This window comes from Paludibacterium denitrificans (genome assembly GCF_009707705.1).
Lineage (GTDB): Bacteria > Pseudomonadota > Gammaproteobacteria > Burkholderiales > Chromobacteriaceae > Paludibacterium_A > Paludibacterium_A denitrificans.
Map to the genome: position 1 here is coordinate 2,652,471 of NZ_WLYX01000001.1, position 11,989 is coordinate 2,664,459.

The window sequence follows — 11,989 nt, forward strand, 5'->3', positions numbered from 1 at the left end:
GCGCTAAGGGTCATCGGACAAAGCCGCTTTCGAGCGGCTTTTTTCTTGGCGGCGTGGCGGCTTTCGGCCAACCTGATGAGGCAAGAGCAGGACGGCAGGCGCGTGGAAAATGCTGGATGCTCCGGATTGACAGCCGCCACCGCCCACGTCAGGCTGACGCCATTTATGCAAGCGGGAGAGAGTGATGCCCTCGGTGGAATTGGTGAACGGGTTGGCCGAACGGCTGGCCCAGCAGCAAACGCTGGTGCTGGATGGTGCGATGGCCACCGAACTGGAGCAGCGTGGCTGCGATCTGAATGACCCGTTATGGTCGGCGCGCGTGCTGATTGAGCAGCCGGAACTGATCCGCGCTGTGCATCTCGATTACCTCAAGGCCGGGGCGGACATCATCACCTCGGCCAGTTATCAGGCCACTTTTCAGGGCTTTGCCCGTCGCGGGTACGACCATGCCCAGTCGGTGGCGCTGATGCAGCGTTCGATCACGCTGGCGCTGGAAGCGCGTGATGAATTCTGGGCTGCCCCGGCCAATCGCGTTGGCCGTCAGCGACCGCTGGTGGCGGCATCGGTAGGCCCGTATGGCGCCATGTTGGCCGACGGTTCCGAATATCGCGGCCACTATGGCCTGACGATTGAACAGCTGATGGATTTCCATCGCGAGCGCCCGGCGATTTTTCTGAACGCCGGGGCAGACCTGCTGGCTTGTGAAACCTTGCCCTGCCCGGAGGAAGCCATCGCCTTGGGTCGATTGTTGGCCGAAGAATTCCCGCAGGCTGCCGCCCTGGATCAGCTTTTCCTGCCGCGATGCGCACCATGTGTCGCAGGGCGAGCGGCTGGATGAGTGTCTGGCGCAACTGGCCGGTTTCCCGCAGATCGTTGCCGTGGGTGTCAACTGCTCGGCACCGGAATTTATCGATAGTCTTTTGGACGATGCCCGTGCCGCCAGCGCCAAGCCGCTGTTGGTCTATCCCAATTCCGGCGAAATCTATGACCCGACCAGTAAATGCTGGCATGGCAGCGCAGAAGACGATTCATTTGCCCGCATGGCGGCAACCTGGCACCAGCATGGCGCTCGTCTGATCGGCGGCTGCTGCCGTACCACCCCAGCCGATATTCGCGCCGTGACGGCATTGCTGCGGCCACATTGAGGCTATCTTGCGTGGCCTTTGCGCCATAAAAACAGAGCGCCGTTACCGGCATAAAACCGGAACGGCGCCCTGATCGCGTACATGGTACTTAGATTTTATGTGCCTTGTCGCACGGCTCGCTTTCCGTGCGGGTCAGCAATTCCATCACCTGATGTGAAGCACTTTCCATACGTTGCAGCGCCTGTTGTGTGCCAGCCATGTCACCGGCCGGAAGGCCTGAATGGCTTCCTTGCCGAACTCGTGGACATGGGCGTGTGGCGTTTCCAACTGGCTGAAGACCGGGGTGCCTTTACATTGCTGATGGCCACGTCCTTCGTAATACCATTTGCCCAAGCGGCAATTCTGGTGCGACGACAATTGCGCCGCATCCAGCGTGCTTTGGCTGATCATGGCGCGGTAGATATCCAGCTTGAACACCACGTGGTCGAGCTTCACCACTTCCATGAAGCTGGTGTTGGTGCCTTGCGAAATGACGCGGGCCATTTGTTCGCTGACATCCACCATTTCGCGAATGGTTTCGGCGGTGGCAAGGCCGGTGTCGCGATAGCCTTCGGCGTGCTGCGCGGCTTCTGTTACCTGATCCTTGGTGCTGGAGGACGCGGTTTCCACATCGCTCACCAGCGAGGCAATTTCGTTAGTGGCGGTGGCCGTGCGTTCGGCCAACTTGCGCACTTCGTCAGCCACCACGGCAAAACCACGACCCATTTCACCGGCGCGCGCCGCTTCGATGGCGGCATTGAGCGCCAACAGGTTGGTCTGGTCGGCCACGTCCTTGATCAACTGGACAAACTGGCGGATTTGCCCTGTTTTGCTGTTGAGCGCATCCATGGCTTCGGCGGTACGTTTTTGTGCCACTACGATTTCATTGATGCTGTTGGCCAGCCCGTCCACTGCCGTGCGTGTGGTATGCAGCGTGGAAACGGCATCGGCCGCCGTCGTAAAGTGGCTGTCCATCAACTGGGCCAAGTCGGCAAACGAAGCCCGGATACCGGTTACCCCTTCGCAGAACTCACCAAATGGTTGAATGTAGCTGTCCTGCTTTTGCTGACGCTGCTGGTGTTGTTGCTGCTCCAGTAGCACTTGTTGATGCATTTGGCGCGTGGCATCCAGTTCTCGCTGTAATTGCTGGTTCTCTTGTTGCAATTGCGCGTGGCGCTCTTGTAACTCGGCCAGTTGGCGTTTTGTGGCTCCGAACATGGGTGGGCTCCCGGTAAAAAAAGTGAGTCGATCGTTATTTTTGCTTAATTCTTTTTAACTGAATTCAGTCTAAAACGAGCGACTGACTGTAAGCAAATTAGTCAGAACACTGTTTGATCTGGCACAGATTTGGATGGGAAGGCAGGCCGGTTCCGGGCGCCCAGAACCGGCCTGCAGTGACAAAACGAGGAGCGGCGGCTTCAGATCAGCCGCATCTTGAACAAGCGGCCCTTGATCTTGCTTTGGCTCAGGCGATCGTACGCTTGCTGCACGATATGCCGATCCAGCGCCACAAAACTGGCAAACTCCAGCACGTTGATCTTGCCAACCTGGTTACCGGCAATACCGGCGTCACCGGTCAAGGCGCCCAGAATGTCACCGGGGCGCAACTTGTCGCGTTTGCCGCCTAAGCAATCTCCAACGTCACCATCGGTGGCACCAGTGGCCCGCCGGGAGCTGGGGTGAGTTCGTTGGTATCGGCCCAGGTCAATTCTGACTGCTGATAGTTTTCGATCAGCACCGGGCGCTTGGCATCGGAATCGGTGGTCAGCGTCAGGGCCAGACCATGCTGGTCGCCACGACCGGTACGGCCGATACGGTGGATGTGGATTTCCGGGTCATGCGTCACATCCACGTTGATGACCAGATCCAGTTCCTTGATGTCCAGCCCGCGGGCGGCTACATCGGTGGCGACCAGTACCGTGGTGCTTTTATTGGCAAAGCGCAGCAGAATCTGGTCGCGTTCGCGTTGTTCCAGTTCGCCATACAGCGCCAGAGCCGAGAAGCCGCGGGCCTGTAACTCGGTGACCAGTTCCTTGCAGCGTGCTTTGGTGTTGCAAAATGCCAGTGCAGAGGTTGGCCGAACGTGCTGCAGAATTCGGGAGACAGTCTCCAGCCGGGTTTCCGGTTTAACCTTGTAGAACCATTGTTCGATGTGTTCGGCGTTGTGCAACGCTTCGACTTTTACTTCTACCGGACGGCGCAGGAACTGCGCACTGGCCTTGCGGATGTTGTCCGGATAGGTGGCAGAGAACAGCAGGGTCTGGCGGCTTTTCGGGCAGGCGCGCACGATGCCGAGCAATTTCTTCAATGAAGCCCATGTCGATCATGCGGTCGGCCTCGTCCAGCACCAGCGTTTTGACATTGGACAAGTCCAGCGTCTGGCGAAACAGGTGGTCTTGCAGGCGTCCCGGTGTGCCCACCACGATATGCGCGCCGTGTTCCAGCGACCCCACTTGTGGCCCCATCGGCGTGCCGCCACACAGCGTAATTACCTTGATATTGTCGATGCCACGGGCGAGGCGGCGGATTTCCTGCGCCACCTGATCGGCCAGTTCACGGGTGGGGCACAGCACCAGCCCTTGTACGGCAAACCAGCGCGGATTGAGGTTGGCCAATAGTCCCAGACCAAAGGCGGCGGTCTTGCCGCTACCGGTCTTGGCCTGCGCGATCAGGTCTTGTCCTTCCAGAATGACCGGCAGGCTTTCGGCCTGAATGGCGGTCATGCTGTGGTAACCCGTGCTATCCAGGTTGGAGAGAAGTTCTGTTGATAACGGCAGGGCGGAAAAAGAGGCTTTTTTCACAATGACTTGGCGCGATAAGGTGGGACGGGTGGCGAGTGTAACAAATGCGCCCGACTGCGCCAATGACTGTTTGGGGAGAGTGTCCCGCCGGCAGGCTGCCAGCGGGACGACAGGATCAGACTTTAAAACGCGAGACCGAATCGCGCAGGGCATCGGCCGGGCGTTGCAGCTCTTCGGCGGCCGATACGGTTTGCTGGATCGCGACATCGTTATCGTGTGCCATGGCGGCAATGGCTTCGATGTTCTGCGCCATGCCGTAAGCACTGCTTTGCCGTTGCTGCTCGGTAACGTTGACGATCTGGTCCAGCCCGTTGCGTACCGCTGCCACCGAGGTGGTAGCCGCATCCAGTACGCTGGCCACATTCTGGGCAGACTGATGACTGGAAGCCAGATGCTCAAGGCTGGCGCTGACGGCCGACCGCACTGCATCGGTTTTCTTGTTCAGCGCCGCCGTGACAACGTCGATCTCGTTGGCTGATTGCCCCGATTTTTCGGCCAACTTGCGTACTTCATCCGCCACCACGGCAAAGCCGCGGCCAGCTTCATCCGGCACGAGCCGCCTCGATGGCGGCATTCAATGCCAACAGGTTGGTCTGGTCGGCAATATCGCGTACCTGACGGGTCATTTCGGTAATCGATGCGGTCGCAGACACCAGCTCGGACTCTTCCTGTGCCATCAGCTGTACCGCTTTTTCTACCTGATTGACGTCACTTTGCAGCCGCGCCAGGCTTTGCCGTCCCTGTTCCGAATGAGTCAGGCTCTCGCCCGAACGCTCGTGCACGGTCTGGGCGTTGCTGGCGATGTCGCCAATATGGCTAAGCCAGTGCGTCCACCTGCTGGGCAGCCGCTTCCGATTGGGCATTTTGCTGATGAGAGCCATCGGCCGGGCGGGCCGAGCCGTGGGTGAGTTGATGCGCCGCATCGGTAACGGCCTTGGCCGAATCGCCCACATGGCGGACCAAATCGGCAATAGTGGCCAGCATGCGATTGAAGCTGGCGGCCGTGGTGCCGATTTCATCGCGATGGCTGGCGTCCAGCCGGAAGGTCAGATCGCCTTCGCCCTTGGCCAGCAGCGTCAGGCTTTCCGACATGGCAAGCAGCGGCCGGGTGACCACGCGGCGAACAAACAGGAATACCACCAGCATCAGCGGTAACGACACGATCAGGGCAAACAGAATGCTCTTGTTACGGAACAGGCTAACGGCATCGTTGGTCTTCTCCAGCGAGATTTTCATGCTGACGGCGCCCAGCGGGGTCTTGGCCGCGACCGGTGGCAGGACATGCAGTTCTTGCCCAGATAGTTCGGCGCGGCCAGCGCCGGGTACACCACGCGCAGGTGTTGTCCCAGTTCCGGGGTGGTCGCAATTTCGATGCGTGGCTTGCCATCGGCCAACGCGGCCCGTTCCAGCTCGTCGCGCGGTTGTGCTTCGCTACCGGCACCCGGGCCAAATTGCTTGACCACGGCGGCGCCGCGGATCACGCGTAAATCGCGCACGGCGGAGAGTTCCTTGATCTGGTCAAGGAATACGTTGCGTTGTGCGACGGTGCCGGTGATCATCATGCCGGTCAGCCCGGCCATGGTCATCTCGTTCATGCTGTGCGCCATGTCTTTGGCCTGATCGATGGCAATGTCGCGGCTGACTTGGGTTTGCCACGCGATGACACCACTCCAGGCCACGACGAGGCATAACCATACCGCACCGGTTAGTCGCAGCCAGATGGGCCAATCAGAAAGTTTACGCATGGTTGCCTTCCGGCTACCTGACGGTAGCCGTCCTCCCTTGATAAATTGTGTGCATGACGGACTTGCCGGTCTGAGGTGAAACCAGAGTATGAGGTTGCTCATCCGGCATGATTTTGTACTGGTCAAGCGTAGCGCAGTCGACTTGGCGTCGCCAAGGCCCAATTATGGATTGGATGCGCGCCTGCCACAGCCAGTCATGATAAATGTGAATTCTTTCCATTTCTTGTCTTTTGTCAGGTAATCACCGTTTTATCTTTCACCGGATGTTGAGGTAACCGGCCAGCAGCGCGCGGCAGGGGATGGTTTCTATCCTGGCGACGCTATTGGCCCTGCCCCGGCGGGTCGCATCCAGAGTGGTTTTCTGCAACAATCCTCCGCCTTGGGCGACCGTGGTATCGGGTTGCTGTGGTGCAATGGAACAAAGGAGTGGGTATGGCGCAGCATAGAGTGGCGATCGTCGGAGGCGGTCCGGCGGGGTTGATGGCCGCCGAATGGTTGTCGTCCCATGGCGTGGCGGTGGATATCTACGATGCCATGCCATCGGTGGGCCGTAAATTCTTGCTGGCCGGTGTTGGCGGCATGAACATTACCCACTCCGAGCCAGCTGAACCGTTCTTGTCGCGCTATGGCGCGCGTTGCGATGAACTGGCGCCGGTGTTGCAATCATTTGGGGCTCCGCAATTGCGCGAGTGGGTGCATGGCCTTGGGGTGGAAACGTTTGTCGGCAGCTCCGGCCGGGTCTTCCCGCGCGAGATGAAGGCCGCGCCGCTATTGCGCGCCCTGGCTGGCACGTTTGCGTGCAAATGGCGTGAGAATCCATGTGCGACATCGCTGGCTGGGCTGGACGACAGACGGTGCGCTGCGCTTTGCCTCGCCGGAAGGTGAGATCACTGTACAGGCCGATGCGGTGTTGCTGGCGCTGGGCGGCGGTAGTTGGAAAAAACTTGGCTCCGATGGTGCATGGGTGCCAACGTTGGCCGAAAAGGGCGTCGAGGTGGCTCCATTGCAACCTTCCAACTGTGGTTTCGATGCCGATTGGAGCGAGCACTTTGCAGAGAAGTATGCTGGTACGCCGCTAAAATCCATTGTGCTGGAATTTACCGACTACGCCGGTCAGACCGTGCGTAAACAGGGAGAGTGTGTGGTCACCCGTACCGGTATGGAAGGTAGCCTGATTTATGCCTTTTCTGCGGCCGTGCGCGATACGATTACGGCCTTCGGCCATGCCACTGTCTATATCGATTTGTTGCCGGGGCACGCGGCGGAGCGGGTGGTGGCGGAAGTTAGCCATCCACGCGGTTCGCGTTCCCTGGTCCAGCCATTTGCAAAGCCGTCTTGGCCTGAAAGGTGTTAAGGTCGGATTGCTGCACGAGTGTCTGAGCAAGGAAGAATTTCACGACCCGGTGCGTTTGGCGGAGGCGATCAAGCGTTTGCCGGTCACGTTCCGGCGGCCCCGGCCACTGGATGAGGCGATCAGCACCGGTGGCGGGGTGCGTTTTGAGGCGATGAATGGCCAATTGATGCTGGGCGCGCTGCCCGGCGTGTTTTGCGCGGGAGAAATGCTGGATTGGGAAGCACCTACCGGTGGCTATCTGTTGACGGCTTGTTTTGCCACCGGACGGGCTGCTGCAGAGGGGGTGCTGCAGTGGTTAGCCGCCCGTTAGGGATTGCCTGAAATAACTAATCATGCAGAGTTTGATGTAAATCAAACTCTGCATTTTTTTTGTGGCAGGCTATGCTGAATTCAAGGCTGCTCCGAATCCTGACTGATGCCGGGCAAAATTAAAGAGCCGCACGCGTTGGCTGGTGCTGAGCCAGCCGTTTCATGTCCTCGTTTGACTGAAGGAGTTGTCATCATGAAACTGGATCACTTCAATGAGGTGGCTGATCTCATCGGCCTGAAAAAACGCCCCCGCGAAGCCGTGTGGCTGATGGAGGTAGAGGGCATGACCGGCTATTACGCAGCCCGGCAGATGGATTTGAGCGAGTCTACGGTGTCACGTGCGCATTCCCGGTTCCGTAAAGCACTGAAACAGGTGAATTCACTGTCCCGGTTTTTGCCGCTGTGAAGCCTTGTGCATGATCAATAGTTGGCCGAAGTGGCAACGGCACGGTAGGTTTTGTTATCGGGCACATGCCCGTCGCATGGCTGGGGGTGAAGGTAGTTCTGGCGTGCTGCGCTGTTGATCGGCCTGCATTCAACAGACTCCGTGTGACGCTGTGCTTGTACAAGCCAGTGATACGGACCGTTATTTTCGGTCAGCAATATTGCTGATTACACAAAACTACGGCCAACCGTTAACGAGCGGTTGGCCGTGTCATTATCAAGCGTCAGAACCGATCAGAACGCATCAGCCGGGATGCGTACGCAACCTTCCATCAGTACCCGGGCGCTACGGCTCATAACAGCCTTGGTGACGGTCCATTCGCCATCGACGATTTTTGCCGCCGCGCCGACGCGCAGGGTACCGGACGGATGGCCGAAGGTCACCGCTTCACGCTCACCGCCGCCTAAGCCAGATTGACCAGCGTGCCCGGCACCGCCGCTGCGGTGGCGATGGCTACCGAAGCGGTGCCCATCATGGCATGGTGCAACTTGCCCATCGACAGTGCACGGACCAGTACGTCGATCTCGGACGCGGCGATTAGTTTGCCACTGGAGGCAACGTAGTCGGTCGGCGGGGCGACGAAGGCGATCTTCGGCGTGTGCTGGCGCGCCGCAGCTTCGGAGATGTCCGAGATCAGCCCCATCTTCAGCGCACCGTAGGCACGCATGGTCTCGAAGCGCGCCAGCGCTTCGGCATCGGAGTTGATGTCCTTCTGCAGCTCGGTGCCGGTGTAGCCGATGTCGGCGGCGTTGACGAAGATGGTCGGGATGCCGGAGTTGATCATGGTGGCCTTGAAGGTGCCAATGCCCGGTACTTCCAGATCGTCCACCACATTGCCGGTGGGGAACATCGAGCCTTCGCCGTCGGCCGGGTCCATGAACTCAATGACTACCTCGGCGGCCGGGAAGGTCACGCCGTCCAGCTCGAAGTCGCCGATTTCCTGTACCTGACCATCGGTGATCGGTACGTGGGCGATGATGGTCTTGCCGATGTTCTTCTGCCAGATACGTACGGTACAGATGCCGTTCTGCGGGATGCGTGCGGCATCGACCAAGGCCGCCGCTGATGGCAAAGGCACCAACCGCAGCGGTCAGGTTGCCGCAGTTGCCGGACCAGTCGACGAACGCCTTGTTGATCGCCACCTGACCAAACAGGTAGTCAACGTCGTGATCCGGCTGCTCGCTCTTGGCGACGATTACGGTCTTGGATGTGCTGGAGGTAGCGCCGCCCATGCCGTCGATTTGCTGGCCGTACGGGTCCGGGCTGCCGATGACGCGCAGCAGCAGCTTGTCGCGCGCCTCACCCGGTACTTGTGCGCGCTCGGGAAGGTCTTGCAGACGGAAGAACACTCCTTTGCTGGTGCCGCCACGAATATAGGTCGCTGGAATCTTGATCTGGGGTAGGTGAGCCATGTAGAGATTTTCCTGATGAGACTGAACCAGATTCAGCCTGCACGAAAAAACAGGCCAGTACCACCGTGCTACTCACCTGACCACAATATGGCAGGCGGCAAGCGGCAGTACTGACCCGGTCGCAGTGAGTATTAGGCAGTCGTCGTCGACTCGAGGAAGTCCTGCGCAAAGCGTTGCAGCACGCCGCCTGAGCTTCGTAGATCGACACTTCTTCTGCCGTATCCAGACGGCAGGTCACCGGTACTTCGACGCGTTCGCCATTCTTGCGATGGATGATCAGCGTAAGCGTGGCACGCGGCGTGCGTTCGCCGATCACGTCGAAGGTTTCCGTGCCATCAATACCCAGCGTCTTGCGGTTGACGCCGGGCTTGAACTCCAGTGGCAACACGCCCATGCCGATCAGGTTGGTGCGGTGGATGCGCTCGAAACCTTCGGCAACGATGGCTTCGACACCGGCCAGACGTACACCCTTGGCAGCCCAGTCACGCGAGGAGCCCTGACCGTAGTCGGCACCGGCGATGATGATCAGCGGCTGCTTGCGGTTCATGTAGGTTTCAATGCCTTCCCACATGCGCATCACTTTGCCGTCTGGTTCCACACGGGTCAGAGAACCCTGCTTTACGCTGCCATCTTCGTTCAGCACCATCTCGTTGAAGAGTTTGGGGTTGGCAAAGGTGGCGCGCTGGGCGGTCAGGTGGTCACCCCGGTGGGTAGCGTAGGAGTTAAAGTCTTCCTCTGGTAGCCCCATCTTGGCCAGATATTCCCCCGCTGCGCTGTTGGCCAAAATGGCGTTGGACGGCGACAGGTGATCGGTGGTGATGTTGTCCGGCAGTACGGCAAGCGGGCGCATGCCCTTGAGCGTGCGTTCGCCAGCCAGTGCACCTTCCCAGTACGGCGGACGACGAATATAGGTACTCATCGGGCGCCAGTCATACAGCGGGCTCTTGGCTTCTTCTACCGTGCCCAGATCGAACATCGGGATGTAGACCGATTTGAATTGTTCCGGCTTGACGCTGCGGGCCACGATGGCATCGATTTCTTCGTCGCTCGGCCACAGGTCTTTCAGGGTAATCGGCTGGCCGTTCTGATCATGACCCAGTACATCCTTCTCGATATCGAAACGGATGGTACCGGCAATGGCGTAGGCGACCACCAGCGGTGGCGAGGCCAGGAATGCCTGCTTGGCATACGGGTGAATCCGGCCGTCGAAGTTACGGTTACCGGACAGTACGGCCGTCGTGTAGAGGTCGCGCTCGATGATTTCCTGCTGGATCTTGGGATCAAGCGCGCCGGACATGCCGTTACAGGTGGTGCAGGCATAAGCCACGATGCCAAAGCCGAGTTGCTCCAGTTCCGGCAGCAAGCCCTCTTCCAGATACAGCTTGGCAACCTTGGAACCGGGGGCGAACGAAGTTTTCACCCACGGTTTGCGCGTCAGGCCCAGCTTGTTGGCGTTACGTGCCAGCAGGGCGGCGGCAATCACGTTACGTGGGTTGGAGGTGTTGGTGCAGCTGGTGATGGCGGCGATGATTACCGCGCCGTCCGGCAGCAGGCCCTTGGCTTCTTCCGTGCGAGCTTCGGCCAACTTGGCCTCGTCGGCGATGCCGCGCTCGTGCAGGGCAGAAGTCGGCAGGCGCTTGTGCGGATTGGATGGGCCTGCCATGTTGCGCACCACGGTGGAGAGATCAAACTCCAGTACCCGTTCGTATTCGGCGTTAACCAGTGCATCGGCCCACAGACCGGATGTTTTCGCGTAACGTTCCACCAGATCGACCTGTTCCGGCTCGCGCCCGGTCAGCTTCAGGTAGTCGATGGTTTGCTGGTCGATATAGAACATTGCCGCAGTGGCGCCGTATTCCGGGCACATGTTGGAAATGGTGGCGCGGTCACCAATACTCAGGCTGGCAGCACCGTCGCCGAAGAATTCGACGTACGCGCCCACCACGCGCTCTTTGCGCAGGAATTCGGTCAGGGCCAGTACGATATCGGTGGCGGTGATGCCGCTTTGGCGTTTGCCGGTGAGCTTGACGCCAACGATATCCGGCAGACGCATCATTGAGGCACGGCCCAGCATGACGGTTTCGGCTTCCAGCCCCCCACGCCAACGGCAATCACGCCCAGAGCATCGACGTGTGGTGTGTGGCTATCCGTGCCGACACAGGTATCAGGGAATGCTACACCGTCACGTACTTGAATCACCGGCGACATTTTTTCCAGATTGATCTGGTGCATGATGCCGTTGCTTAAGCCGGGATGACGTCCACGTTCTTGAACGCGGTACGGGTCCAGTTGATGAAGTGGAAACGGTCTTCGTTGCGCCGCTCTTCGATGGCGCGGTTTTTTTCAAAGGCGTTGGGATCAAAACCACCGCACTCCACCGCCAGCGAGTGGTCGACAATCAGCTGGGTCGGTACCACCGGGTTAACCAGTGCCGGGTCGCCACCCGGTCGGCGATGGCGTCGCGCAGGCCTAAGCCAGATCGACCAGTGCAGTTTGGCCCAGAATGTCATGGCACACCACGCGCGCCGGGTACCACGGAAAATCCAGATCGCGCTTGCGTTCGATGAGCTGTTTCAGCGAGTCGGTCAGCGTGGCCGGGTCGCAACGGCGTACCAGGTTTTCGGCCAACACGCGCGAGGTGTACGGCAACTTGTCATAGGAGCCGGGCTGGATGGCCTCGACCGCCGCACGCGTGTCAAAGTAATCAAGCTGGGTACCGGGTAGGGAAATGCGGTGTGCAGTATTCATGGCGTAGGGCGAATAAGTAATGATCGGTATCAGAATCAGGGGCGTGACTGG

At 59.3% G+C, this 11,989-nt stretch carries 13 protein-coding genes and 5 pseudogenes; 6 read left to right on the forward strand and 12 right to left on the reverse strand.

Going from position 1 to position 11,989, the window contains the following annotated elements; all coding sequences use genetic code 11:
- Positions 1-184: 184 nt before the first annotated feature.
- Both mmuM and GKE73_RS24090 read left to right on the forward strand, forming a co-directional pair.
- Positions 185-838, forward strand: a complete 654-nt coding sequence (mmuM, locus tag GKE73_RS17130; RefSeq protein ID WP_280955001.1) for a homocysteine S-methyltransferase — start codon at positions 185-187, stop codon at positions 836-838.
- Positions 813-1,145: a homocysteine S-methyltransferase family protein gene (locus GKE73_RS24090; RefSeq protein WP_312854498.1), complete on the forward strand. Its 333-nt coding sequence runs from the start codon at positions 813-815 to the stop codon at positions 1,143-1,145. The genes mmuM and GKE73_RS24090 overlap by 26 nt, the downstream gene beginning before the upstream one ends.
- A 144-nt stretch (positions 1,146-1,289) precedes the next feature.
- On the opposite strand, the gene GKE73_RS26740 is transcribed toward GKE73_RS24090, so the two are convergent.
- From GKE73_RS26740 to GKE73_RS17170, 10 genes and pseudogenes are all read right to left on the reverse strand, one after another.
- Positions 1,290-1,649 (reverse strand): CZB domain-containing protein, encoded by a 360-nt coding sequence (locus GKE73_RS26740; RefSeq protein ID WP_446686353.1) that lies wholly within the window; start codon positions 1,647-1,649, stop codon positions 1,290-1,292.
- A gap of 18 nt (positions 1,650-1,667) precedes the next feature.
- Positions 1,668-1,928, reverse strand: a pseudogene (locus GKE73_RS26745) (methyl-accepting chemotaxis protein); the annotation flags it as partial.
- Between the two features lie 614 nt (positions 1,929-2,542).
- Complete coding sequence (locus GKE73_RS17145; protein ID WP_312854586.1) at positions 2,543-2,833, reverse strand: DbpA RNA binding domain-containing protein; 291 nt, start codon at positions 2,831-2,833, stop codon at positions 2,543-2,545.
- Positions 2,749-3,294: a helicase-related protein gene (locus GKE73_RS17150; RefSeq protein WP_230370898.1), complete on the reverse strand. Its 546-nt coding sequence runs from the start codon at positions 3,292-3,294 to the stop codon at positions 2,749-2,751. Before GKE73_RS17150 ends, GKE73_RS17145 begins: the two co-directional genes overlap by 85 nt.
- Positions 3,251-3,847: a DEAD/DEAH box helicase gene (locus GKE73_RS17155; protein WP_230370899.1), complete on the reverse strand. Its 597-nt coding sequence runs from the start codon at positions 3,845-3,847 to the stop codon at positions 3,251-3,253. The genes GKE73_RS17150 and GKE73_RS17155 overlap by 44 nt, the downstream gene beginning before the upstream one ends.
- Before the next feature lie 193 nt (positions 3,848-4,040).
- Complete coding sequence (locus tag GKE73_RS24100; RefSeq protein WP_446686354.1) at positions 4,041-4,445, reverse strand: methyl-accepting chemotaxis protein; 405 nt, start codon at positions 4,443-4,445, stop codon at positions 4,041-4,043.
- Positions 4,418-4,536: pseudogene (locus GKE73_RS26750) on the reverse strand (methyl-accepting chemotaxis protein); the annotation flags it as partial. The pseudogene GKE73_RS26750 and the gene GKE73_RS24100, both read right to left, overlap by 28 nt.
- Positions 4,531-4,848, reverse strand: a pseudogene (locus GKE73_RS24105) (hypothetical protein); the annotation flags it as partial. The pseudogenes GKE73_RS26750 and GKE73_RS24105, both read right to left, overlap by 6 nt.
- Positions 4,742-5,161, reverse strand: coding sequence for a HAMP domain-containing protein (locus tag GKE73_RS17165; protein ID WP_230370900.1), 420 nt, complete (start codon positions 5,159-5,161; stop codon positions 4,742-4,744). The pseudogene GKE73_RS24105 and the gene GKE73_RS17165, both read right to left, overlap by 107 nt.
- On the reverse strand, positions 5,158-5,670 hold the full coding sequence (locus tag GKE73_RS17170) for a hypothetical protein (RefSeq protein WP_230370901.1): 513 nt from the start codon (positions 5,668-5,670) through the stop codon (positions 5,158-5,160). The genes GKE73_RS17165 and GKE73_RS17170 overlap by 4 nt, the downstream gene beginning before the upstream one ends.
- A 432-nt stretch (positions 5,671-6,102) precedes the next feature.
- Here GKE73_RS17170 and GKE73_RS24110 point away from each other — a divergent pair, with 432 nt between their 5' ends.
- The 4 genes from GKE73_RS24110 (at position 6,103) to GKE73_RS17180 (ending at position 7,739) form a co-directional block, all read left to right on the forward strand.
- Positions 6,103-6,555 (forward strand): NAD(P)/FAD-dependent oxidoreductase, encoded by a 453-nt coding sequence (locus tag GKE73_RS24110; RefSeq protein WP_280955005.1) that lies wholly within the window; start codon positions 6,103-6,105, stop codon positions 6,553-6,555.
- On the forward strand, positions 6,479-7,024 hold the full coding sequence (locus tag GKE73_RS26115; protein ID WP_376767378.1) for a Rossmann-fold NAD(P)-binding domain-containing protein: 546 nt from the start codon (positions 6,479-6,481) through the stop codon (positions 7,022-7,024). The genes GKE73_RS24110 and GKE73_RS26115 overlap by 77 nt, the downstream gene beginning before the upstream one ends.
- On the forward strand, positions 6,993-7,334 hold the full coding sequence (locus GKE73_RS26120) for an NAD(P)/FAD-dependent oxidoreductase (RefSeq protein WP_376767379.1): 342 nt from the start codon (positions 6,993-6,995) through the stop codon (positions 7,332-7,334). The genes GKE73_RS26115 and GKE73_RS26120 overlap by 32 nt, the downstream gene beginning before the upstream one ends.
- Before the next feature lie 192 nt (positions 7,335-7,526).
- A complete protein-coding gene (locus tag GKE73_RS17180) occupies positions 7,527-7,739 on the forward strand; it encodes a sigma factor-like helix-turn-helix DNA-binding protein (protein ID WP_230370902.1) in 213 nt (70 codons plus the stop codon).
- 272 nt (positions 7,740-8,011) lie between these two features.
- Here the strand turns inward: GKE73_RS17180 and prpF are convergent.
- Positions 8,012-9,190, reverse strand: a pseudogene (gene prpF, locus GKE73_RS17185) (2-methylaconitate cis-trans isomerase PrpF).
- A gap of 131 nt (positions 9,191-9,321) precedes the next feature.
- Positions 9,322-11,938 (reverse strand): annotated as a pseudogene (gene acnD, locus GKE73_RS17190) (Fe/S-dependent 2-methylisocitrate dehydratase AcnD).
- Positions 11,939-11,989: the final 51 nt, after the last annotated feature.

Bases quoted from the DNA above. Each gene is read 5' to 3' on its own strand.
- GKE73_RS17155 (WP_230370899.1), bottom strand. From the start codon at position 3,847: ATGACCGCCATTCAGGCCGAAAGCCTGCCGGTCATTCTGGAAGGACAA.
- GKE73_RS17165 (WP_230370900.1), bottom strand. From the start codon at position 5,161: ATGAAAATCTCGCTGGAGAAGACCAACGATGCCGTTAGCCTGTTCCGT.
- GKE73_RS26740 (WP_446686353.1), bottom strand. From the start codon at position 1,649: ATGGTGGATGTCAGCGAACAAATGGCCCGCGTCATTTCGCAAGGCACC.
- mmuM (WP_280955001.1), top strand. From the start codon at position 185: ATGCCCTCGGTGGAATTGGTGAACGGGTTGGCCGAACGGCTGGCCCAG.
- GKE73_RS17180 (WP_230370902.1), top strand. From the start codon at position 7,527: ATGAAACTGGATCACTTCAATGAGGTGGCTGATCTCATCGGCCTGAAA.
- GKE73_RS17170 (WP_230370901.1), bottom strand. From the start codon at position 5,670: ATGCGTAAACTTTCTGATTGGCCCATCTGGCTGCGACTAACCGGTGCG.
- GKE73_RS24110 (WP_280955005.1), top strand. From the start codon at position 6,103: ATGGCGCAGCATAGAGTGGCGATCGTCGGAGGCGGTCCGGCGGGGTTG.